At 56.0% G+C, this 21,485-nt stretch carries 20 protein-coding genes and 5 pseudogenes; 5 read left to right on the top strand and 20 right to left on the bottom strand.

Features of this window, described 5'->3' with window-relative positions:
* Positions 1–12: 12 nt before the first annotated feature.
* The gene (locus ACYZTU_RS13195; protein ID WP_461959852.1) at positions 13–609 is read left to right on the top strand and encodes a cupin domain-containing protein; all 597 of its coding nucleotides are present in this window, start codon (positions 13–15) and stop codon (positions 607–609) included.
* 119 nt (positions 610–728) lie between these two features.
* On the opposite strand, the gene ACYZTU_RS13190 is transcribed toward ACYZTU_RS13195, so the two are convergent.
* The 6 genes from ACYZTU_RS13190 to ACYZTU_RS13165 form a co-directional block, all read right to left on the bottom strand.
* Complete coding sequence (locus tag ACYZTU_RS13190; RefSeq protein ID WP_461970720.1) at positions 729–1,640, bottom strand: ABC transporter permease subunit; 912 nt, start codon at positions 1,638–1,640, stop codon at positions 729–731.
* A complete protein-coding gene (locus ACYZTU_RS13185; protein ID WP_461971029.1) occupies positions 1,637–2,518 on the bottom strand; it encodes an ABC transporter permease subunit in 882 nt (293 codons plus the stop codon). The genes ACYZTU_RS13190 and ACYZTU_RS13185 overlap by 4 nt, the downstream gene beginning before the upstream one ends.
* A 35-nt stretch (positions 2,519–2,553) precedes the next feature.
* On the bottom strand, positions 2,554–3,696 hold the full coding sequence (locus ACYZTU_RS13180) for an ABC transporter ATP-binding protein (RefSeq protein ID WP_461970718.1): 1,143 nt from the start codon (positions 3,694–3,696) through the stop codon (positions 2,554–2,556).
* An 81-nt stretch (positions 3,697–3,777) separates the two neighbouring features.
* On the bottom strand, positions 3,778–4,686 hold the full coding sequence (locus ACYZTU_RS13175; protein WP_461970716.1) for a response regulator transcription factor: 909 nt from the start codon (positions 4,684–4,686) through the stop codon (positions 3,778–3,780).
* Complete coding sequence (locus ACYZTU_RS13170) at positions 4,683–6,104, bottom strand: aminotransferase (protein ID WP_461970714.1); 1,422 nt, start codon at positions 6,102–6,104, stop codon at positions 4,683–4,685. The genes ACYZTU_RS13175 and ACYZTU_RS13170 overlap by 4 nt, the downstream gene beginning before the upstream one ends.
* 30 nt (positions 6,105–6,134) lie before the next feature.
* The gene (locus tag ACYZTU_RS13165; protein ID WP_461970712.1) at positions 6,135–7,238 is read right to left on the bottom strand and encodes a polyamine ABC transporter substrate-binding protein; all 1,104 of its coding nucleotides are present in this window, start codon (positions 7,236–7,238) and stop codon (positions 6,135–6,137) included.
* 147 nt (positions 7,239–7,385) lie between these two features.
* Between ACYZTU_RS13165 and ACYZTU_RS13160 the strand changes: the two genes are divergently transcribed.
* The gene (locus tag ACYZTU_RS13160) at positions 7,386–7,787 is read left to right on the top strand and encodes an enoyl-CoA hydratase-related protein (RefSeq protein WP_461970711.1); all 402 of its coding nucleotides are present in this window, start codon (positions 7,386–7,388) and stop codon (positions 7,785–7,787) included.
* A gap of 196 nt (positions 7,788–7,983) precedes the next feature.
* Here ACYZTU_RS13160 and ACYZTU_RS13155 read toward each other — a convergent pair.
* A pseudogene (locus ACYZTU_RS13155) lies at positions 7,984–8,462 on the bottom strand (LysR substrate-binding domain-containing protein); the annotation flags it as partial.
* On the opposite strand from ACYZTU_RS13155, the pseudogene ACYZTU_RS13150 reads away from it, so the two are divergent.
* Positions 8,456–8,629: pseudogene (locus ACYZTU_RS13150) on the top strand (aldehyde dehydrogenase family protein); the annotation flags it as partial. The pseudogenes ACYZTU_RS13155 and ACYZTU_RS13150 overlap by 7 nt on opposite strands.
* Positions 8,608–8,745, top strand: a pseudogene (locus tag ACYZTU_RS13145) (aldehyde dehydrogenase family protein); the annotation flags it as partial. The pseudogenes ACYZTU_RS13150 and ACYZTU_RS13145, both read left to right, overlap by 22 nt.
* A 19-nt stretch (positions 8,746–8,764) precedes the next feature.
* Here the strand turns inward: ACYZTU_RS13145 and ACYZTU_RS13140 are convergent.
* The 11 genes and pseudogenes from ACYZTU_RS13140 to ACYZTU_RS13090 all read right to left on the bottom strand — a co-directional run.
* Positions 8,765–8,981 (bottom strand): annotated as a pseudogene (locus tag ACYZTU_RS13140) (DinB/UmuC family translesion DNA polymerase); the annotation flags it as partial.
* Positions 8,980–9,528: a hypothetical protein gene (locus ACYZTU_RS13135; protein ID WP_461970709.1), complete on the bottom strand. Its 549-nt coding sequence runs from the start codon at positions 9,526–9,528 to the stop codon at positions 8,980–8,982. The pseudogene ACYZTU_RS13140 and the gene ACYZTU_RS13135, both read right to left, overlap by 2 nt.
* A complete protein-coding gene (locus tag ACYZTU_RS13130) occupies positions 9,525–10,454 on the bottom strand; it encodes a catalase family peroxidase (protein ID WP_461970707.1) in 930 nt (309 codons plus the stop codon). Before ACYZTU_RS13130 ends, ACYZTU_RS13135 begins: the two co-directional genes overlap by 4 nt.
* A gap of 114 nt (positions 10,455–10,568) precedes the next feature.
* Complete coding sequence (locus ACYZTU_RS13125) at positions 10,569–11,678, bottom strand: alkene reductase (RefSeq protein WP_461970705.1); 1,110 nt, start codon at positions 11,676–11,678, stop codon at positions 10,569–10,571.
* Positions 11,679–11,737: 59 nt separating this feature from the next.
* On the bottom strand, positions 11,738–13,195 hold the full coding sequence (locus ACYZTU_RS13120) for an aldehyde dehydrogenase family protein (protein ID WP_461970703.1): 1,458 nt from the start codon (positions 13,193–13,195) through the stop codon (positions 11,738–11,740).
* Positions 13,196–13,214: 19 nt separating this feature from the next.
* Positions 13,215–14,852, bottom strand: a complete 1,638-nt coding sequence (locus tag ACYZTU_RS13115) for a GMC family oxidoreductase (protein WP_461970701.1) — start codon at positions 14,850–14,852, stop codon at positions 13,215–13,217.
* A gap of 117 nt (positions 14,853–14,969) precedes the next feature.
* Complete coding sequence (locus ACYZTU_RS13110) at positions 14,970–15,899, bottom strand: LysR family transcriptional regulator (protein WP_461970699.1); 930 nt, start codon at positions 15,897–15,899, stop codon at positions 14,970–14,972.
* A gap of 177 nt (positions 15,900–16,076) precedes the next feature.
* The gene (gene tnpA / locus ACYZTU_RS13105) at positions 16,077–16,394 is read right to left on the bottom strand and encodes an IS66-like element accessory protein TnpA (protein ID WP_461970697.1); all 318 of its coding nucleotides are present in this window, start codon (positions 16,392–16,394) and stop codon (positions 16,077–16,079) included.
* Positions 16,395–16,564: 170 nt separating this feature from the next.
* Complete coding sequence (locus ACYZTU_RS13100) at positions 16,565–17,602, bottom strand: GGDEF domain-containing protein (protein WP_461970695.1); 1,038 nt, start codon at positions 17,600–17,602, stop codon at positions 16,565–16,567.
* 212 nt (positions 17,603–17,814) lie between these two features.
* Positions 17,815–18,030: a carboxymuconolactone decarboxylase family protein gene (locus ACYZTU_RS13095; RefSeq protein WP_461971027.1), complete on the bottom strand. Its 216-nt coding sequence runs from the start codon at positions 18,028–18,030 to the stop codon at positions 17,815–17,817.
* 469 nt (positions 18,031–18,499) lie between these two features.
* Entirely contained in the window at positions 18,500–19,183 is a 684-nt protein-coding gene (locus tag ACYZTU_RS13090) for an MBL fold metallo-hydrolase (protein WP_461970693.1), read from the bottom strand.
* A gap of 90 nt (positions 19,184–19,273) precedes the next feature.
* Between ACYZTU_RS13090 and ACYZTU_RS13085 the strand changes: the two genes are divergently transcribed.
* A complete protein-coding gene (locus ACYZTU_RS13085) occupies positions 19,274–20,242 on the top strand; it encodes a GlxA family transcriptional regulator (RefSeq protein ID WP_461970691.1) in 969 nt (322 codons plus the stop codon).
* A 167-nt stretch (positions 20,243–20,409) separates the two neighbouring features.
* On the opposite strand, the pseudogene ACYZTU_RS13080 reads toward ACYZTU_RS13085, so the two are convergent.
* Both ACYZTU_RS13080 and ACYZTU_RS13075 read right to left on the bottom strand, forming a co-directional pair.
* Positions 20,410–20,541 (bottom strand): annotated as a pseudogene (locus ACYZTU_RS13080) (M24 family metallopeptidase); the annotation flags it as partial.
* 19 nt (positions 20,542–20,560) lie between these two features.
* On the bottom strand, positions 20,561–21,481 hold the full coding sequence (locus ACYZTU_RS13075) for a LysR substrate-binding domain-containing protein (protein ID WP_461970689.1): 921 nt from the start codon (positions 21,479–21,481) through the stop codon (positions 20,561–20,563).
* Positions 21,482–21,485 lie beyond the last annotated feature (4 nt).

Raw genomic sequence — 21,485 nt, 5'->3', positions numbered from 1 at the left:
TCGGAACTCACCATGAGCAACAACAGCAATACACCGCCCACAACCGGCACCGCCGAACCGCACTTTCTGGGCACGCGGATTCGCGGCCTGCGCAAACGCCGGGGCATGACCCTGGCGAAACTGGCGCAATTGAGTGAGCTGACAGCGGGCTACATCAGCCAACTGGAACGCAACCTCGCTTACCCGTCTATTCCGGCGCTGTTCAACATTGCCCGTAGCCTCGGTGTGACCATCCAGTGGTTCTTCGCCAGCGAAGCCAACACCGCCCCCGAGGACGATGGCGTGGTGGTGCGCAAAAACAGTCGTCTGAGCGTGCATTACGAAGACGGCATCGTCGACCAGCTCCTGACCCCACCACCCAACCGGCAACTGGAAATGCTCCACTCGCGCTTTCCGCCCGGCACCTACAGCCAGCAAAGCTACAGCCACGAAGGCGAAGAAGCCGGTTACTTGCTGTCCGGCAGTTTCGAATTGTGGGTCGGCGAGCGCTACTTCCAGCTCAACGAAGGCGACAGCTTCAGCTTTTCCAGCCAGGAACCGCACCGCTACGGCAACCCTGGCGAGGTGGATGCGGTGGTGATCTGGGTGATTACCCCGCCAACGTTCTAACGGCGCCCGCAGCTACGTTGGTTTTTCCAGGTACAACCGGCTCGCAGAAACTGCGGCCACTGCCGGTCCGGACCACCCCTGCAAAAAAGTTGAGGCGGTTGCCGGAATGACATCAAGGGTCAGGTGACTGGAGCAGCTTCGGAGCGCTCGGTGCGTTTTTGAAGTGGGGCAATAGATTGTGGCTTGGCCGATGCAACGGCACCTTCCTCGATCGCCTGCTGAATCGCACGCTTGCGCGCTTCTTCGGCACGGCGGCTGAAGAACCAGACCAGGAACGTCATCAGCGATACCGCCAGCAGAATCAGGCTGGCCACGGCGTTGATCTCGGGTTTCACGCCCAGACGCACCGCCGAGAACACTTCCATCGGCAGGGTCGTCGAACCCGGGCCGGAGACGAAGCTGGCCAACACCAGGTCATCCAGCGACAAAGCGAAGGACATCATGCCGCCAGCCCCCAAGGAGGGTGCGATCATCGGGATGGTGATCAGGAAGAACACCTTCCATGGCCGCGCACCGAGGTCCATGGCCGCTTCTTCGATGGACAGGTCCAGCTCACGCAAACGCGCCGACACCACCACCGCCACATACGCCGCACAGAACGTGGTGTGGGCGATCCAGATGGTGAGGATCCCCCGCTCCTGTGGCCAACCGATCATCTGCGCCATGGCCACGAACAGCAGCAACAGCGACAGACCGGTGATCACCTCGGGCATCACCAGCGGCGCGGTAACCAAGCCACCGAACAGCGTGCGTCCCTTGAAGTGGCTGATACGGGTCAGGACGAACGCGGCCAATGTACCCAGCGCTACCGCCGCCACCGCCGTGTAGCAGGCAATTTCCAGCGAGCGCACCACCGAGCCCATCAATTGCGTGTTGTCCATCAAACCGACGTACCACTTGATCGACCAGCCACCCCACACCGTCACCAGTTTGGAGGCGTTGAACGAGTAGATCACCAGGATCAGCATCGGCGCGTAGATGAACAGCAAACCCGCTACCAGCATGAAACTTGAGAAACGGAAGCGCTTCATTCCTTGCCCTCCATTTCTTTGGCCTGACTACGGTTGAACAGGATGATTGGCACAATCAGGATCAGCAACATAACCACTGCCAGGGCAGATGCCACCGGCCAGTCGCGGTTGTTGAAGAATTCTTGCCAGAGCACTTTACCGATCATCAGGGTTTCCGGACCGCCTAGCAGTTCCGGGATCACGAACTCGCCCACGACCGGGATGAACACCAGCATGCAGCCGGCGATGATGCCGTTCTTGGACAGCGGAATGGTGATCTTCCAGAAGCTGTTGAAGGTGCTTGAGCCGAGGTCGGACGCCGCTTCCAGCAGACTGTTGTCGTGCTTCACCAGGTTGGCGTAGAGCGGCAGGATCATGAACGGCAGGTATGAGTAAACCACGCCAATATAGACCGCGAGGTTGGTGTTGAGGATCTGCAGCGGTTCATCGATCCAGCCCATGGTCATCAGGAAACCGTTGAGCAGGCCGTTGTTGCTGAGGATGCCCATCCACGCGTAGACGCGGATCAGGATCGCGGTCCAGGTCGGCATCATGATCAGCAGCACCAGCACCGTTTGCATCTCTTTGCGGGCACTGGCGATGGCGTAGGCCATCGGGTAGCCGATTGCGAGACAAAGGATGGTGCTGATCAGCGCCATCTTCAACGAGCCGAGGTAAGCGGCAATGTACAGTTCGTCGCCGGCCAGCATCGCGTAGTTGCCGAGGTTAAGCAGCAACTGCAGTTTCTGTTCGGCGAAGGTATAAATCTCGGTGTACGGCGGAATGGCCACGTCGGCTTCGGCGAAGCTGATCTTCAGGACAATGAAGAACGGCAGCATGAAGAACAGGAACAGCCAGATGAACGGAACCCCGATGACCAGTTGGCGGCCACCGGGAATTATTCGGTTAAGACGGCGTTTGAATTTGCGCATGTTCATGAGCGAAGTACCACGCCGCTGTCGTCTTCCCAATACACGTAAACCTGGTCACCCCAGGTCGGACGCGCGCCACGGCGCTCGGCGTTGGCAACGAAGGACTGGACGATCTTGCCGCTTGGCAGCTCGACGTAGAATACCGAGTGCCCGCCGAGGTAGGCGATGTCATGCACATTGCCGCTGGACCAGTTGTATTCGCAGGTCGGCATGTCTGGCGTCACCAGCAATTTTTCCGGACGAATCGCGTAGGTCACGGATTTGTCCTGCACCGAGGTGCTGATGCCGTGGCCCACATAAATCTGACGGTCCAGGTCCTTGCAGGTGATGGTCGCGTGGCCTTCGGCGTCGTCGATCACTTCACCGTCGAAGATGTTGACGTTGCCGATGAACTCGCAGACCAGACGGCTGGTCGGGGTTTCGTAGATGTCGATCGGGCTGCCGATCTGGGCGATCCAGCCCAGGTGCATGATCGCGATGCGCTCGGCCATGGTCATGGCTTCTTCCTGGTCGTGGGTCACCATGACGCAGGTTACGCCGACCCGCTCGATGATCTCGACCAGCTCCAGCTGCATTTGCGAACGCAGCTTCTTGTCGAGCGCACCCATCGGTTCGTCGAGCAGCAACAGCTTCGGCCGCTTGGCCAAGGAACGCGCCAACGCCACACGCTGACGCTGACCACCGGACAACTGATGCGGCTTGCGCTTGGCGTACTGCGTCATCTGAACCAGCTTGAGCATGTCCGCGACACGGGCATCGACTTCAGCGGCGGGGATTTTGTCCTGCTTGAGCCCAAAGGCGATGTTCTGCGCCACGGTCATGTGCGGGAACAAGGCGTAGGACTGGAACATCATGTTGATCGGCCGCTCGTACGGCGGCATGTCGGTGATGTCTACGCCATCGAGGAAAATGCGCCCCTCCGTGGGCCGTTCGAAGCCTGCGAGCATGCGCAGCAACGTGGACTTGCCCGATCCCGAGCCGCCGAGCAGGGCGAAAATCTCACCTTTCCTGATTTCCAGGGACACATCGTCCACGGCAATCGTCTCGTCGAACTTCTTCGTGACCCGGTCGATTTTGACCAACACCTGTTTAGGTGATTGGTCGCCCTCGAGGGCTTTCTTATAGGCGCCGGAGGCAACTGCCATCTTTTTATCACTCGCGCAGAGAGGCCGCTTGCCTGAACAAGGCAACCTTATTGTTATTAGGATTCGCTAGTGGGCAATAACTTAATTCGTCCGTAACCACACGAAAAACAGTGCAAATAATTCCGACTGCGAATTGACGTTCAGCTTTAAATAAAGACCTTTGCGGTGCATGCGGACAGTCTCGGGCGAAATACCGAACTGCCTGGCCGTGGATTTCACGGAGTGCCCGCGGAGTACCATGTGCGCGACCTCGCGCTCGCGCTGCGTCAGCAGATCGCGACCGAAATCCTCAAAAGCGGCCTGCAATCGCTGTTTGAAATCGTCATGCGCGGTAGTGGCTTCGCCATCGGCGCTCGTTGCTACAATGTTCTGCAAACCGCGTTGGCCAAACTCATGGATGAACTCCCGTACTAGCGGCTCGACCGCCCGCAGCAGATTGAGTTGTTCCGCTTTGAGCGCCTCGCCTCCGAAGCCTTGAAACAAGCTCAATGATATTTGCGATTCATTCACCGTGTTGACAATATAAAAACTGTCCTCGGAACTCCCTGCTTTCAAGTAGTAAGTGTTGTAATACTCACTTTCAAAGAAGTTGTCAGGGGCAATTTCCTCAAGATGATAAAAACCTTCAGCCAGGCCCTGCTCCACTGCCAGACAAAACGGATCAAGCAAGTAGCCACCGGAAAAATAGCGGTCGATGATCGACTCCCGATATTTTTCCGGAATCCCGCGCTGATACAGCAACTGCGGTGCACGGTCCTTGTGTTCCAGGCTGATCATCACCGATTCGACGGACACCAGATGCCCGAACGCCGACGCCAGATATTGCAGCGCGTCGAGCGTCTCGACATGGGCAAATGCCTCGCGCATGTCGCGATGCCAGTTATGCAATGCCCCAAAACGCAAGGCAATCAACGTCTCTTCGTCAGGTTTGTTCATGCCCCGCAGTCTAGCGGGTGAACCGGCACCTGTTAATCGCAGACTTGAATTCATTGGCCGAGATACTGGCCGCTTTGCTCAAGCTCAGCGGCCACCTCAAGTATGCACACCCGCAGGATCTCGACGATTTCATCGACCTGAGCGCGCGTCAGAATCAGCGGCGGTGACATCACGTTGAGATGCATGATCGGGCGCACCAGCAAACCTCGAGCCTGGGCGCGGGAATGAATCATTTCGCCGATGTTGATTTCGTCGGCAAACAACGCTTTAGTGCGCTTGTCAGCCACGAACTCGACGCATGCCATGAGCTTCTGGCAACGCACCTCGCCAACCAGCGGCAGATTACAGAGTGTCGCGAGCCGCTCTTCCAGATAGCCGCCGACGTCGTCGACATGCGCCAGCAGATTTTCTCTTTCAATAATCTCAATGTTCTTCAGTGCCGCCGTACAGCACACAGGATGGCCACTGTAGGTAAAACCGTGAGTAAAGCAACGCCCCTTGCCGGGTTCGGCAATCACCTTCCAGATACGGTCGGAAAATATGCACGCTCCCAGCGGCAGATAAGCGGACGTCAGCCCTTTGGCGGTGGTGATAATGTCCGGTTGCACATCGAACAATTCATAAGAAGCAAAAAACTTGCCCAGCCGGCCAAACGATGTCACCACTTCGTCAGCGACAAAAAGAATGTCGTAGCGTTGGCATACTTCCCACATGCGCTTGAGGTAGCCCTTGGGCGGGATGATCACTCCGCCGGATCCCATGATCGGCTCGGCAAAAAAACCCGCCACCTTATCCGCACCGATAGACAGGATCTTGTCTTCAAATTCCTTGACCAGAAACTCCAGGAATTGCGCCTCGTCCATACCGCTCGGCGCGCGATATGGGTTGGGGTTGGAGATGTGGTGGATTTTGTCGTTGGCGTAATCGAATTCGGGCACCCGGTCGGCGGCCTTATTGCCGATTGACATCGTTAGAGTCGTGGAGCCGTGATAGGCGTTATACCGCGCGATGACATGCTTCTTGTCCGGTTTGCCACGGCAGTTCTGATAGTACTGAATCAGTCGGTACGCGGTGTCAACTGCAGTGGAGCCACCCGTGGTCAGAAACACGTGATCCAGATCCCCTGGCGCCAGGCTGGCGAGCTTTTCGCACAGTTGGATCGCGACATTGTTGGACATGTCGGAAAACGGATTCGAATACGCCAGTTGCCGCACCTGATCGGCAATCGCCAGCGCCATTTCCTCGCGCCCCAATCCGATATTGGTGCACCACATTCCACCAACGGCATCAAGAAAGCGGTTGCCATGGGCGTCGATGATATAGGCACCGTCACCCGCCACAATGTTCAAGGAACCCTGTTCGCTGTGCTCGTCGAACATGTGGTAGCCGTGCATGTAGTGAGCTTTATCGGCGCTGACCAACCTGGCGTCGTCTACAACAGCTGACAGTTGTTTATTGGCTGCAGTAACCATACAAAATCCTCAAACCAAATAATTGAAGAATTAAAGTCCGCTCTTGACGGTGCTCCAGACCCGAGTGATGGCACGCGTGTCTTTCGCGTTTTGGCTCTTCTGTGGAAACAGCCGTTGACGCGTCTGCTCATCGGGGTAGATAGCGGGATTGTTTCGTACATCGGCACTCAGCAACGCAGTGGCGGCCGCGTTGCTATTGGCGTAATGAATGTAATCACTCACCTCAGCCATCACCTGAGGCTGCATCAGATAGTCGAGGAACTTGTGGGCATTCGCGACATGGGGTGCGTCCACCGGAATGTACATATTGTCGAACCAGATCAACGAGCCTTCCTTGGGAATAAAGTAGGCAAGATTTATATTCAGTTTCGCTTCTTCGGCACGCGCCATCGCCGTCGCATAATCACCTGACCAGGTCATGGCCATGCACACGTCACCATTGGGCAGGCTGGTCAGGTAGTTGACCGAATCGAATTTGCGAATATACGGCCGCACCGACAACAACAAATCCTGGGCGGCTTTCAAATCTTCCGGCGCAGCGCTCTCAGGGTCGCGTCCCAGATATACCAGGGCTAACGGGATCACTTCCGTTGGCGCATCGACCAGCGTTACTCCGCAGTCGGCGAAGCGCGAGACGATTTTTGGATCGAAGATCATCGCCAACGAACCGATCGGCGCGTCCGGCATGCGCTCCTTGATCTTGTCGACGTTGTAGGTGATGCCATTACTGCCCCAGGTATAGGGCGCCGAGTACTTCGTACCGGCATCGAATCCCTGTTGCCCCTCCAGAACCTTCGGGTCAAGGTTGGTCCATTGGGGCAATAAACTCTTATCCAGCGGCTGGAAAACCTTGGCCTGGATCAATGGCGGTGCGAGGGACGCATTCAACACGACCAGATCGTAGCCGGAATGACCGGTCATGAGCTTCGCCTGAACCGTTTCATAGGCGTCGAACGTGTCATAGATCACGTGGATGCCGGACGCCTTTTCGAAGTTGGCGATGGTTTTTTCGCCAATGTAATCCGCCCAGTTGTACAGCCGCAGCGTATTGGCCTCATTCTCCTCACCAGCCTGTACACCGACCGCTATGAGTACCAGGAGCGTACTGAAAATCAACTTGAATGCCTTGCGCATAGCAAATCACCTTATCAAGTGAAGCCGGTTCTGGATGACCGGTTGGACTCACTATTAAGGGATTCGGCCAATGACGCCATAACCCAAATGGGGGGCTATCAGGATTGAGCACTCCCGAACTGAACGGGATGGCAAAAAACAGCAGCTATGGCGACACGTTTTGTCATAGTGCCGACAAAGGTCTACTCATCTGGACAGCCCGCCGTTTCGCCTGATGGATGTGGTCGTCCACCTGCAAAAACCGCTGCTTGCAGCAGTTTTCGGCAGGTGCTGGTCACGCAAAATTCCAAGCTTCGCATGCCGTTCGTGAATCTGGGCCTGTGCCCCGAATTCGGCGCCAGTCTGTTATTGCCCCGCCTGCTTGGCCATGCACGCACGGCGCGCATGCTGCTCTGGGGCGAAAGCCTGGATGGTGGCGCTGCGGTCGCTTGCGGATTAGCAAATGAAGTGTTCGACGACGCAGAAAAATGCCTGACGGCCGCGCAGTATTTGGCCCGACGCCTGCTGGCACTGCCCCGGCAATCCCTGCTTCGACGCGAAAATTGCTGAAGCAGGCGTCGATGGTTGAACTGGAAGCCACCTTACGCCAAGAAAACCTAATGTTCATCGAACGGCTCAACAGCATGGAGGCACAAACGGCGCTGAACACCCTCCTCCATCGCAGTAAATGAAGCTCGTCGGGGCCGATCCCAAGGCCATACCCATGAATCCGCCGCAGGATAGAAGCGGATAACGGCAACTGTCCCCCCGAAGGCGCCGTGTTCGCCTGCAAAAACTTCTTTAACGCTCCCGCCGCCGGCGACAGGCCCCGCCCTTTGCGCGTGAGCATGCCGATCTGGCGCTCCACCTTCGGCTCGGCCAGGGGCAAAAAGGCGAGCTTTTCGTTCTCCTGTGGAAACGCCAGGTAAGGCAAGGTACTGAATCCCGACGCCCTCCTCCAGCATCGCAATCAGCGAGATCATGTTGGAGATGAAAAAGCGACTGTGCTCCAACAAGCATTTTGCATCGGTGCCTTCCAATAGCCGTGAGGTGCCGTTACAGATCATTGGCAAGCCCTGCAGCTGCGACCAATGCAACGCCCCTCCCGCGGGTACCAAGGGTGTGCTCGACCACGACGCACCCCAAGGGGTCCGTCAGCAAGCGGCTGGCCACGGAAGGCACGGTGGCGATGCTGACCTGGCCTATCTCATGCTGGACCAACAAGGTGACCTCGCGGGCGATGCGGTATCGACATCAAGGTACACCGCGAGCCGGTGGGCGTGGTGGGCATCATCACCCCTTGGAACTTCCCCATGGCCACTGCTGCCTGGAAGATCGCTCCGGCCCAAGCCTTCGGCAACGCCGCAGTGTTCAAGCCGGCCAACCTGGTGCCAGCGAGTTCAAGCGCCGTGCCCAAACCGGCTGCGTGATGGTCAATCTGCCCACCGCCGGCACCGATTACCACGTGCCGTTCGGCGGCCGCAAAGCCTCGAGCTTCGGGCCACGCGCTATCTTCCGCGCAACTCAAGCTATTGACGTAAGTGTTATGGCAATTCCACCAGCACTCCATTGGCGTACTTCGCTTTGGGGCTTGAACATTCCAGGACGTATGCTTACCCGAATTTTCTTGCACAGCGACTGCTGAGCCCGAAGTTTGTCCGTAGCCCTCATCATGTAAGTCGCTATAGCTTCTTTTATCGGTGTTATCTCGGTGAGGTGCGTGCCGAACATTCGGCTACAGCAAATCTCCTATTTGGGCGGATCAGCGCAACAACCAGCGTGACATTAGACGTGTCGTCATGGGCATCAACCAATAGACCATATTGAAGGACACTAACCCAGCCACCAACACCTTGAACAACCAAGCGGGTAGATGCAGATCAGAAAGTTCAAGCAACACCGCCAAAAAACCCGGCATAAAAACTGACAATGGCAAGACTACCGACCAAGACAGTAGCCATTGCTTCCAGCGTGCAACCGTGGCCCGTCCTTGCATCGGCTCAAACCAGAATTTCGAATCATCGTCGACGCGATGGTAATCCTGCCGCAGCCAGGGCCGCGACTCATGCAGCAATGCCTGGCGCACGTCAGAGCCCAGCCACGCCAAGACATGGCACTTGCTGGTAAAGCGCAGGATTATTGCGTATCGCAACTGCGACCCTACGGGTTTGACTACATCAGTAGCTAAATAACCAGGGAACTGCTGATGGGCATCGATGGCCTTGTTCATCCATTGCTCATACAAGGCCTGATGCTGCGGATTGACCTCATGCACAATCACACTGACGCCAATGTCGGCGTCAATGCTCATTGTTGTTGCCTCCTGAGCATCGCCCGGTGGTAGATACCTTCACGTGCGAGAATCATTGGATCGTGACTTGGCTTAATGCCGTCGAGCAAGCGTCCGGGGCTGAAGGCAAGCCGCTGCTGGGCGAGTTGTTGTTCCTCTGCCGAAACAAGAGCGTCGAGGGTCAACATCCCCAGTTCGACTTCCTGATGGTTGCGCGACCAAGGAATCGAACCATCTTCGATGGCATCTCCTGGGGCTGCCAGTTGCACCATGAGTCGCAACTTCACCGTCCCCTTGGTCAATCGTGCGCCGATTTCGTCCTGCAAGTAATTGGCAGGCATCGAGGCGGCTTGCTCGTCGCTCAATAAAGGTTCTGGCAGCAACGGTTCAATGCGATAGCGACCGACATGGTCTTCACCCTGACGGTTGCTGAACACTAGGGCGTTGACGCCAAAGTATTCAGCACTAACGTAGCTGCTCGGTGCTGGCTTGGGCGTCTCAAGAAAATGCTGTGCCCTTGGATGGGTGACCAGAAATGCTTGCAGTGGCAAAGGATCGGACGGTGTGGCGACGTTGGCAGCAATGCCTCGCAAAAAGCTTAGGAAGTCTTCGGGGGTGGTCACCGGAAAGCCATTGAACGAGTGCGCCACGATATCCGTGGACTCACCGTCCGGTAGCGTAAAACGAACGGCCAGACCATGGGGGCTGGCCATCGGGTCACCGTCCTCGGTGGCAGGCACACCACTGAAGTTGGAGAACCTCAGCAATACCGGTACTGGCTGTCCCTGGAAATGAGCTGCTCGAGTAAGCGCCGGAGCCGCTTCAGAGGCGGTAAAGGTGCCACGTAACAACACGCCCTTGGCATGCGTTACGCGAAACCCAGGATGATGCCCGAAGGTCGCATAGAGAGCGTCAAGCAACGCGTCGTAGAGTTTGTCCTGGGGCATGGAGGTGTTTCTCACGGGAGAAGAATTATCTTCTTTGGCGGCGAAGGCAGAGGACGCTGTCAGCGTCCCTGCCAACAGCGCGCCTGCCATTAGTCGGGGCAGTCGCATCGGGGCTCAGCTCTGAGCCGCAAAGGATGGATAGTCCGTGTAACCCCGGGCGTCGCCACCGTAAAAGGTGCTGCCATCAGGCTCCGCTAACTCGGCGTTGAGCGCGAACCGCTGCGGCAGGTCGGGATTGGCGATGAAGGGTTTACCGAACGCCACGGCATCGGCAAGTCCTTGCGCGACGATGTGTTGCGCGTCGGCCTGCTGATAGCCGCCGCATACGAAGATCGCACCGCTGAACGCCGAGCGCAGTTGCGCGCGAAACCCTGAGGGATAATCCACACCGGGCCACTCGGACAAATGCAGGTAAGCGATGCACCGCTGACTGAGGAACTCGGCGAGGTACAAAGTAATGTCCTGAGCTTCGACGCTGAAGTCCATATCGTTGACGCTGGGTGGGCACCATGGCGAAAGGCGGATACCGACCCGATCCGCGCCAATCGCAGCCGAGACCGCGTCCACCACTTCCACGACAAAACGTGCACGGTTCTCCAGCGAGCCACCGTAGCGGTCAGTGCGCTCGTTGGTGGTAACGGAGAGAAATTGCTCCAGCAAAAAACCGTTTGCGCCTTGCAGTTCAACCAGATCAAAGCCTGCGGCGCGGGCCCACAGTGCGGCCTGAACAAACTCCTGCACGACCGCCGCGATCCCCTCTTCGCTTAACGCCTCTGGCATGTCGCAATCGACCATACTCGGCATACCTTCATCATCGAAGGCGAAAATCTTGGCCTGTGCACGAATAGCTGAAGGCGCCAGAGGCGACTGGCCCTGGGGTAAGACCGAGTGATGGGAAATGCGGCCGACATGCCACAGCTGGGCGGCGATCAGACCTCCGTTGGCATGAACCTCGTCAGTCACCTGCCTCCAGCCAGCTTGCTGGGCCTCGGTATAGATACCGGGTGTGTAGGCGTAGCCTTTGGCGCCGGGAGAAATCGGCATACCTTCGCTGATCAGCAGCCCTGCACCTGCACGCTGACCATAGTATCGGGCGTTGAGTGCTGTGGGGATATCACCGGGCTGGGCAGAGCGCGAACGAGTCATCGGAGCCATCAGCACGCGGTTGGCCAGGGTGAATGGGCCGAGATCCAAAGGTTCTAGTAAGGTTTTTGTACGATTCATGAATATGATTCTCTGTACAGCCGCCTACGCACCAACGCGCGCAGGCGAACTGAATGGATTTAAGCTTGGCGCAGGCCGGGATTGAGGGCGATATGTTTGTATTCGACGAAGTCATCCATGGCAGCTACACCGTTGAGGCGTCCCTGGCCCGACTGTTTAAAACCACCTTCCTCAAATTCGTCGTAGACCACTGCCCAGTCGTTGACCCATACAGTGCCAACCTCCAATTCACGGGCAACCCGCAGAGAACGGTCGACATCGCGAGTCCACACGCCAGCCGCAAGGCCGAACTCACTGTTGTTAGCCAGCTCGATTGCCTCGGCTTCGCTATCGAACACCTGTAGGGTCAGCACCGGGCCGAACGTCTCGCGCTGGACAATGGACATATTAGGGTCAGTGACGCGCAGCAAGGTCGGGCGATAGAAAGCGCCCTTGGCCAATGGCCCCTCGGTGATTGGCCCGCCGCGAACGATGATTTGAGCACCGTCGGTGATCGCTTCCTCCACCACTTGGTTGACCCGCTGCACGTTAGGTTTATCTATTAACGGCCCCATTTCGCTGGCGGGATCTGCAGCCGGCCCCACGCGCACGGCTTCCAACCGTGCGGCCAAGCGCTCCGTCAGCGCCGTGGCAATATCACGTTGCACCAGCAGCCGCGACCCCGTCATGCAGAATTGACCAGCGAATACCGTCAGAGCTTTTTCTAACTTTGGCACTACAACATCCAGGTCAGCGTCGTTAAACACCAGCATTGGCGTTTTCCCACCCAGTTCCAAGCCAAAGCGCTTAAGGTGCTGTGCACCCGCAGCGGAAATAGCCCGACCGGTGCTTGTGCTACCGGTGAAACTGATCACAGGAACCTTGGGCGATTCCACCAGATGTATGGAACCGGCCGCGCCCAGCTCACTGAACAGATTGATGACGCCACGAGGCAGCGACACCACCTCACTCATGATCCGAGCTACCAGGCAGTTGGTCTGGGCCGTTTGCCCGGGCATTTTGATCACTGTGGTGCAACCGGCAGCCAGAGCAGGTGCCAGGGAGCGAATCATCAGTACCACAGGCGAATTCCACGGCACGATGATGCCCGCTACGCCCACTGCTTGACGGATCACCAGGGAAATTTTGCCAGGCTTGGGCTCGGCCGCACGACCGTATTCGGCGCGAGCAAGAGCGGCGTAATAGCGCAGTTTGGAGGGCACCATAGTGACCTCGAACTCGGCTTCGGGTCTGATCTTTCCGTTTTCCAGCGCCAGGGTGTCGATCAACTCATCTGCGTTGCGCTCGAAAGCATCCGCCAACTCCAACAATACCTTGGCGCGCAAGTTACGATCATCTTTCCAAGGCGTTTCAGCGAACGACCGTTGTGCCGCCTTAATTGCCTGTTGCGCTTCGTTTAAGCCGCCTTCGGCGTATTGACCAATCAGCTCATAGGTCGCTGGGTCGATGGAGTCTTTGTAAACACCGGAGTCCAGCCATTGGCCGTCGATCCAGTTTAAAGCTGGAGTGCTGTTCATAGAGGCAGATTCCTGAGGATTAAACGTAGAGACGGGCGACTTTCTCGGCCGTGGCAATCACAGTGATATTGGTGGCTACCGAAGGCACATCAGGGAAGATCGAAGCGTCCACTACCCGCAGGCCCTGCACGCCGATAACCCGCGCTTCCAAGTCGACCACCGCTCGCGCATCGCCCGGCCGCCCCATGGGAGCAGTCGAGGTCGGGTGGTGATAGGTATCGAGACTGGCTTTGACGCTAGCCAGCAAGGCCTCGTCGGTGTCGTTGCCTTGGCCAGGGTTGAGTTCGGAATGGATCAGCTTATTGAGTGGTGCCGTTGTGCCGATTTTGCGGGACAGGCGGATGCCATCCAGCAGACGCTGGCGATCCTTTTCCTCAGCCAGAAAATTCAGATCGATGTTCGGTGCTACGAACGGATCGCGACTAGCGAGCGTAACTTTGCCTCGGGACAGTGGTCGAGTCAGGGCTACCGCTAGAACGAAGCCAACCTTGGTCGGGCTCTGGTCGTGGGGAAACAAGTGGGTGGCCGTGATATGAAGATCCAGATCACCGTTCTCGGCTGTACTGCTGTGAGTCCAGAGTTTTGCACCAATGGCTGGCGACTGACTGCCAATCACATCAGGCTTGGCGGCATAGGCGTTGTAGTAGAACGGGTGATCCACCAAGTTTTGTCCCACAGGCAGCTCGGCGACCAGTGGAATCTGCAAGGTACGGAGATCCTCCCCCGGGCCAATGCCGGAACGCAGCAGGATCGCGGCACTGCCATAGCTGCCAGCCGAAAGGATGACTTCACCAGACAAGAGCTTTTCCCCGTTGGCCAGTTGCACACCGATTGCGCGCTTACCGTCGAACAGAACTTTATCTACCAAGCTGTCGGGGCGGATATGCAGGTTGTCGCGGGCTCGCACCTCATCGGTGAGGTAGGCCATGCCGGTGTTGACCCGCACACCGTTGACGATATTCATCGGGTACGGCCCTACTCCGTTGGCGTCAGCACCGTCAAAATCGGTAACCACTTTGTAGCCATTAGCGACCGAGGCGTCGATGAAGGCGCGCTGCATGGGGGTCACATCGGCATTACTGAGTTGATGCACGGGGAGCGGCCCTTCATGGCCGTGTAGCTGGCTGGCACCACTGCTGTGAGTTTCCAGCTTTTTAAAGGAAGGCAGCAGCTCTTCATAACTCCAGCCTGGCAGATCCCAGCGTTTGAAGTCGGTAGGGCGCGCACGGATGGCCACCGCGCCGTTGATTGCCGAGCTCCCCCCCAGCACCTTACCGCGCAAGGCGCCGATGGGGTGGTCGATGTAGCCCGGTCGGGTCTTGTAACCCCATTCAAACTCAGGGTTGCCATTAGCACCGACGATGTCGCTGCTAGCGATGATTTCGGGGTAGTTACGCGGGCCAAAGCTATGCCCCGCCTCAAGCACCAACACCTGACGCTTACTGTTCTCGCTCAATCGGCGGGCCAAAACCGCACCGGCCGAACCACCGCCGATGATGATCACATCGACCGGGACACTACGACCTTCACTCTTACCGGGTTTGCTGCCTGGTTCCAAAACCTGCGCCAAACCATTGCCCGCCGCCAAAGTCGCGGCAACCATAACGCCACCTGCCAATACAGCACGGCGAGCAGGATTGCTAAGGGTACTCTTCATCCGTCTTCTTCCCTGTCAGACGCTCGGTAGTGCGTCTGGTGGAAAAAGCATAATTCAGGGCTCAGATCACCATAAGCTGGCAAAGAACGAATCAACGATTCGTTTTTTGCGAACGCATCAACTTGATCGCTGCGAGTGAGCCGCCAGCATTTGTTCCCACACAGGGGGACTGCCGATCTGTTCGATGAGGAAATTAGTCAGCGCTTGAAGCTTGGGCGAAGCCCTCTGAGATCGCCGATACACCATTGAGAAGTTGCCACCACGAGGCGCGTAGGGTGCCAGAACCTCTTCAAGTTCACCGGCCACAATGTCCGGTGCGGCCAGGAAGGTGGGCAAAATAGCTAGACCCATACCGGCCTTGGCGGCTTCCATGAGTTGATGACCATTGTTAGTGCGCATACGGCAACGCACAGGAAACGACTCCAATGTGTTGTTCACTGGTAGCGTCCATCTGCCAAGTGGTTCGCGATTCACATAGAGCATGGCGAAATGCTGGGCCAGATCTTGCGGGACTTGCGGTGTTCCGTGAGCAGCCAGGTAGGCTGGGCTCGCGCAGATGATATGGCGGTTGGCAGTAATGGTTCTGGCGATGAGCGAGGAGTCAGGTAACTCACCGATACGGATGGCCGCGTCAAACTTCTCTTCGTGTAAGTTTACGTTGCGATCATCATATTCGACATCCAACCGCAGTTCAGGGTAAAGCATAGCGAAGGACGACAAAATCGGCGTCAGGTAACGAATGCTAAAAGCCATAGGAGCCGCAATCCGTAGGCTCCCGCGTAAACTCGATTGAGATGTCAGGACGGCGTCTTCGGCATCTTCGACATCGGTAAGAATGCGCACACAATAACGGTAAAACACCTCACCCGATTCAGTCAGCCGAGCCTGGCGACCACGCTCCAGCAAGATGCTATCCAGGCGTTTTTCCAGTTTCTGGATACGCTGGCAGACCATTGATTTGGCCGTACCCAAACGCCGAGCCGCTTCGGAAATACTGCCAGTGTCCGCCACCATGACAAAAGAATGCATCTCGGACAGTTTGTTCAAGGTTTTTAATCCAAAGAAAAGTTATGTACATGCTTCTGCATTCGCATGCACTCTTGACGTTTTTTATAAGTAGTTAAGAGATATTCTTGGTTGCATCGGATAACTTTCCGTCATCATGATACCGGTCGGCGCGCATGTCCATGGGCTCGGTGGCGAGCCAGATGGAGTCGATGCGGATCATTGCGTTAGTCCGCGAACGAATCGGGTACAGCCATCAGGATCGGAGGCCGGCCATTTCACGGTCATCGTTCCTAGCCCGCACGGCAACTCGATGCTGACGGACTTCTCGTTCTGAATGTTTGATTCCAGCTTCACCGGCAAGAAAGCGACCAAGTCAGTGAGCTGTTGATCGCGGTAAAGCGGAAACCATTTGCGCACGACGTTAGCGTTGATGCCGTGACTCATCGCGACACTGGCAACAGAGGCGCCCGGTTGCAGGCATTCCTGGACGACTTGAGTTTTGAAGGGCTTTGGATAAGAGGTTCGTTGGTGCATGGAAATCCTGACATTAAGGGCAATCGCGTCCGCTTAAAAATACGCGGACACCATCGCCCTTAATGTTGGAGTTCGGAAGGTGTGTTGGCTGGACGCTTACGAATGAAGGCGAATCGAGTCACCCTATCCTGTGGAGCTATGTGATTGCAGCTAGAGTCCGAACGCCAGTTTCAGTTCACTCGGTTGCGCCCGCTGCGCTTGGCTAGATAGAGCGCATCATCAGCACGAGTCAGAAGGCTTTCCACGTCGTCACCCGCTTTGGCGAGGGCGACACCAAAGGACGCAGTTACGGTGTCTAGCACCTCATCCGTGCCACGAACCTTGATCCGCAGCGCCTGGATTTTTAGGCGCAGCTGCTCAGCAAAAGTATGAGCACTGGTGAGATCAAAACACGCTTGCAGGACTACACAGAACTCTTCACCACCATAGCGTGCCGCCAAGGCCTGAGGCGGGAGCGAGTTCCGTAACACCTGACCAACATGCTCAAGTACGCGGTCGCCCAGAGGATGGCCATACCGGTCATTGAACTGCTTGAAATGATCAATATCCAACATGACCAATGCCACCCCATGAGGAGCGTTGATCAACGCATGCTCCAGCAAGCGAGTGAAGGTAGCTCGGTTCAACACCTTGGTCAGCCCATCCAAAGATGCAGCCAGTTGGGCTCGCTCGAGCTTGTCTCTCAGACTCCTAATTTCATTCTGCGCTGAGTGCAGCTGGGAGAGGAAAAGCTCTTGCTGATCCTGCATGACCTGGGTGCTTTGTTGCAACTCGCTCAGAATGGCGGGCAACCTCTTGTCGACCGGCTCCGCGAGCATTTCCATGCAATACCCTAGACTGGCTTGAAAGTTGACACTGCCATTCACGCTACGCGAAACATTACGCTCCATGTCGTCAACCAGATTGATCGCTTGTTGTTGCCCTGCGCGCGCCTCCTCCAATTCGTCACGAATGATGTAGTCGCGAAAAAGCGTCGTAGCGGATTCTGGAGGGAAACAGTCGAAGTCTTTGACCACCCTGTCCAGAAGGCGATTAAGCTCTGGCTCCTGACCTTTGCTGTAGGTGTACCAGAGAGCATAGTGCACGGGATTGGGTGGAATGTTGTGACGCACCATCAGTGGTACGGCCTGTTTCAGCAGAGCCGCCGCCTCGCGGGAGTCCTCTGGATACAGCGTTAAGGCAGTCGCACGCGTCTTTGATTGGCTCATAACGTCACTGTAGTTGGTTTTTATTGGCATAAATGAAGTCGGGGGCAGCATATCCTTACGTACACCAAGAGGCCATACATAATGTATGCCTACTCCCTGTTGGACTATCTATAGACCGAACTCGACTACATCAATTTGCTGATGAAGTTGCGAATTGAACAAAGAACTATTTGAACACAACCTCCCCTCTCACCGCCCGCGAGGTCTACCAACTACTGAAGGACGTCGCGCTCGGCACGCGCATCATGAAGAGAGACACGAATCGCATTGGTGGTTTGCGGGGCGAGCCCTGACTTCATATCGGCAATGGCGCTATGAGCCGAGACACAGTATTCGCATCCGTTTTCGCGACTGATAACCAAAAAAATCAGCTCCTGTTCCGCCGATGTAAAACCTGACTCGTTACGGAATGCTGAATAGCCTTCCAGGTATGTCTCCAGCAGGCCAGGCGATTCGCCATGTGGGAGTACATGTTTGGGAGAACGCCTGCTTGTGCTTTGCCTTTGGTCAAAACGTCCTTTGCTCGGCCTTCGGAGGCCTCCAGTTCAATAGCTGGCAGCGTCATTTTGTATTCAGAAAGCATGTGCATGCTCCTCATAATATAGACAGATTGGTCTTTTAATCGGTAGCCAGAGCATTTAAATGATAACGTCATCCAGATACCCGAGGACAGTTATGAAACCGGGAGAGGTCGGTTGGGCTCAACGCATAGACCACGACCAACACTGAAATGCACTTCGAAGAAGTTCTAAATTTGTGCTGACATACATGCGGGTGGACACCACGATTCGATGGCTATTAGTTAAAAAGTGAATTCCATACTTTCACCATCTGCTGGGATCCGCAAACGCTGGTCAATACCGGCTAGTTTTCCTGCTTTAGCGAGTGCGGATCTAGTTACCGGGCAATGGCGACTGCTTCCATGTGATTGGCCACCACCGTTCCGCGACTCAGCCGAGTGAATTCAACGACTTCGTCAATCCCCATGATAATGTCGTCACCAAAATCAAATCGTGCACCCCCAGCAGGTACAACGCTGACGTGTGGCCCGTGATGTAGCACGAAATCCCGTATGGTCGGCGTGAGAATTGTATCGCCAGCCAGATAGAGGCTGGGTTCGCCTGGCATTTCGATTAAGTAACCGACACCGTGCTCCATCAACTTGCCAATCAGGCCTTTTCCATGGGTGCATTTGATTGTACGAATCGTGCCGCCCAAAAAGAGATTAGGCTGCTCATGATTTTCCGGAAGCGGCTGGATGTTTAAACCATGCTCTGCAAGATGGGGCGCGTCGTGCGGTGAACAGATCACTGGAATTTGTCTCTCGCGAAGCCATCTTTTGGCTGCTCGATCCAAATGGTCGAAGTGCCCCTTTTGGCAGTGGGTGATCAGACAGTGGGTTACCGCATCGAGAACAGTCGAGGTTGAATCCGGCAATTCGACGATTGGGTTGCGCTGCCTGGCGCCGAATAATCGTAAGGGCGGGAGCGCATCTTTTCGCGCCATCATTGGATCGACAAGGATGCGATGGAGGCCGATTTCAATAATGATTGTGGCATTTCGAATTTGTTGAATTTTCATCATAAAACCCTTTGGAAAGAGATCTTATGGTGCCAATCCGATACGGAGTCCATAATGGCAAGATTAGTCATAATGGATTCATTTTAGGCCATGTCCAAAACTTTAAGAGTTGGTCTCCTGCTGTTCTCCAATTGCATGCCTGCGGGCTTGTTCGCATTCGCAGATCTTCTGTACGCAGCGAATCGGCGCACAGGTCATGATCTCTTCGAAACTGTCTATGTCGCGGGGCAGATCGGTCCAGTTGAGTGTGCGCATGGCGTGACGTTGCAGGCGACAGCCTCCCTTGATAGCGACGAGCTGGACGCTATCTTGGTGCCAGGCTTCTGGGCGGAGTCGGCGCAGGAGGTTGAAAAGGAGTTGGTCGTTCATACGCCCCTGGTGGCAGCCCTATCGAATCGTGCCAAAACATGCAAGCTTTTGAGTTATTGCACGGGCGTTTGTCTACTTGCCGCGAGTGGTCAGTTAAATGATCAGGCGGCAACGATCACATGGTGGCTAGTGGAGACAATGGCTCAGCGCTACAAAAAGGTGCGCTGGCAAAGCGAGCAGATCTGCATCATTAACCAGAGAACGGCCACAGCTTCAGGCGTAAACGGATATCTGCCCATCGCCCAGGCGCTGATCGAAAAGAACGTCAGCTCTGAAATTTTTCGAGACCTCATCAAGTTGATGGTGCTACCACGCCCTGCTGTCGCTCACACCGCGTTTCAGACAATAAGCCTAATGGAGCAGTCCGAAAGGTTACTACGCAAGCTAATTATCCTAGTTGAGCAACTGCCGGCTGAACAACTTACAGTGGAAAAGTTAGCGGATAAACTCGGAATGTCCGCGCGCACTCTCGCGCGCAAGGTCAAAAAAGAAACAGGCCTAGCGGTTGCTGCCTATGCCCGTCTTATTAAGTTAAACCAGGTCAGCGAACGCCTCACCTTGACGTCATCAACCGTCAGCACAATTAGCATAGAGCTTGGTTTCAGCAGTGATTCCAATATGCGGCGAATGTTCAAAGAATTGACTGCCCTAACGCCAGCGGAATATCGACAAAAGTTTGGCCGTTACTGATGTGCGTTGGGTCTTAATATGGAGTATCTAGTCCAAGTTACGCTTCTGCATTCCGTTTCGAAGTCTGTTGACCCATGAACGTAACGAGCGCTCATGTAATCGTTCAGCGCCAAAATTGACTTTCCTGCAACGCAATCTCATGAATGAGGGTTTGCTGGTCGCGGTCGATTCACAATATCGCCTTCCTTCAGTGCAGTCGCCGAAGGGATTCCATGGCAGACCACCTGGTTGACGGATGTGCACACAGTGTTCGGGAAGCCGTGATAGCCGACATTGCCCAGAATGGCGAATCGTAAATTCGCCGGTTCGAGGGTGAAATCAAATCCGCGTTATGGAGTTGAGGAGGGGTTGCTGGCGTTCTTCGAGAACTAGTTCGCGCAACGTATCGAGAAACAGTTTGAGCACCGGCGAGTCATCGTCTGCGCGGTAAGTGGCGTACAGCGGCACTTCCGGCAACGCTGGGGTCAGGCGGCGGAACACCAGCCCGGCTGGCGCCAGCTGCTCGATGGACGCTGGCAACAACGCCACACCGAAACCGGCCTGCACCAGGCTGAGCAAGGTTTGAACCTCAATCACCTGTTGACGGATTTGTGGGGTAAAACCGGCCTTGATGCAGCACTGATAGAGAAAATCAGCAAACCGCGACTGCTTAAGTTCCAGCGCCACAAAAGGCTCCTGTGCCAAGTCTGCCGGCGCTAGGCTTTCGCATCGAGCCAAAGGATGATCGACAGGCATGACCACGCGAATCGGCTCGTAGATCAGCAGTTCATTGCGCAACTGCGGATCGTCATAGCCGACCCGGAACACACAGGCATCGATGCGTTTCTCCTTCAACGCCATGACCTGTGCCGCCGGCGTCATTTCATGCAGCCGCCAGGACACCTGAGGATAGCGCTCGCGGAAGAGGTGTAAGGCCCGCGGCAGCACGCCAACCATCACCGAACTGATCATGCCGATTTCCAGCTCGCCCAACTGACCACGACCGGTCTGACGAGTCAGGTCCAGCGCGCGGTTCAGTTGTTCGAACACCAGCGGCGCCTGTTCCTTGAGCATCTGTCCGGCCGCCGTCAGCTCGACCCGGTGATGACTGCGCTCGAACAGCGGTGTACCCAGTTCCTCTTCCAACAGACGAATCTGCTGGCTCAGCGGCGGTTGGCAAATGTGCAAACGCGTGGCAGCCCGGCCAAAGTGCAGCTCTTCAGCAAGGGCCATGAAATACCGCAGCAATCGCAAGTCCATGACG

The organism is Pseudomonas sp. HLT2-19-2, assembly GCF_054898005.1.
Note: the sequence above shows the minus strand (reverse complement) of the source record. Positions and strands in the feature narration are given on the sequence as shown.

What these genes read in the sequence shown, in the direction of transcription:
- ACYZTU_RS13195 (WP_461959852.1), top strand. Translation starts at nt 13, where the DNA reads ATGAGCAACAACAGCAATACACCGCCCACAACCGGCACCGCCGAACCG.
- ACYZTU_RS13190 (WP_461970720.1), bottom strand. Translation starts at nt 1,640, where the DNA reads ATGAAGCGCTTCCGTTTCTCAAGTTTCATGCTGGTAGCGGGTTTGCTG.
- ACYZTU_RS13180 (WP_461970718.1), bottom strand. Translation starts at nt 3,696, where the DNA reads ATGGCAGTTGCCTCCGGCGCCTATAAGAAAGCCCTCGAGGGCGACCAA.
- ACYZTU_RS13175 (WP_461970716.1), bottom strand. Translation starts at nt 4,686, where the DNA reads ATGAATTCAAGTCTGCGATTAACAGGTGCCGGTTCACCCGCTAGACTG.
- ACYZTU_RS13170 (WP_461970714.1), bottom strand. Translation starts at nt 6,104, where the DNA reads ATGGTTACTGCAGCCAATAAACAACTGTCAGCTGTTGTAGACGACGCC.
- ACYZTU_RS13165 (WP_461970712.1), bottom strand. Translation starts at nt 7,238, where the DNA reads ATGCGCAAGGCATTCAAGTTGATTTTCAGTACGCTCCTGGTACTCATA.
- ACYZTU_RS13160 (WP_461970711.1), top strand. Translation starts at nt 7,386, where the DNA reads ATGGCGACACGTTTTGTCATAGTGCCGACAAAGGTCTACTCATCTGGA.
- ACYZTU_RS13135 (WP_461970709.1), bottom strand. Translation starts at nt 9,528, where the DNA reads ATGAGCATTGACGCCGACATTGGCGTCAGTGTGATTGTGCATGAGGTC.
- ACYZTU_RS13130 (WP_461970707.1), bottom strand. Translation starts at nt 10,454, where the DNA reads ATGCCCCAGGACAAACTCTACGACGCGTTGCTTGACGCTCTCTATGCG.
- ACYZTU_RS13125 (WP_461970705.1), bottom strand. Translation starts at nt 11,678, where the DNA reads ATGAATCGTACAAAAACCTTACTAGAACCTTTGGATCTCGGCCCATTC.
- ACYZTU_RS13120 (WP_461970703.1), bottom strand. Translation starts at nt 13,195, where the DNA reads ATGAACAGCACTCCAGCTTTAAACTGGATCGACGGCCAATGGCTGGAC.
- ACYZTU_RS13115 (WP_461970701.1), bottom strand. Translation starts at nt 14,852, where the DNA reads ATGAAGAGTACCCTTAGCAATCCTGCTCGCCGTGCTGTATTGGCAGGT.
- tnpA (WP_461970697.1), bottom strand. Translation starts at nt 16,394, where the DNA reads ATGCACCAACGAACCTCTTATCCAAAGCCCTTCAAAACTCAAGTCGTC.
- ACYZTU_RS13100 (WP_461970695.1), bottom strand. Translation starts at nt 17,602, where the DNA reads ATGAGCCAATCAAAGACGCGTGCGACTGCCTTAACGCTGTATCCAGAG.
- ACYZTU_RS13090 (WP_461970693.1), bottom strand. Translation starts at nt 19,183, where the DNA reads ATGAAAATTCAACAAATTCGAAATGCCACAATCATTATTGAAATCGGC.
- ACYZTU_RS13085 (WP_461970691.1), top strand. Translation starts at nt 19,274, where the DNA reads ATGTCCAAAACTTTAAGAGTTGGTCTCCTGCTGTTCTCCAATTGCATG.
- ACYZTU_RS13075 (WP_461970689.1), bottom strand. Translation starts at nt 21,481, where the DNA reads ATGGACTTGCGATTGCTGCGGTATTTCATGGCCCTTGCTGAAGAGCTG.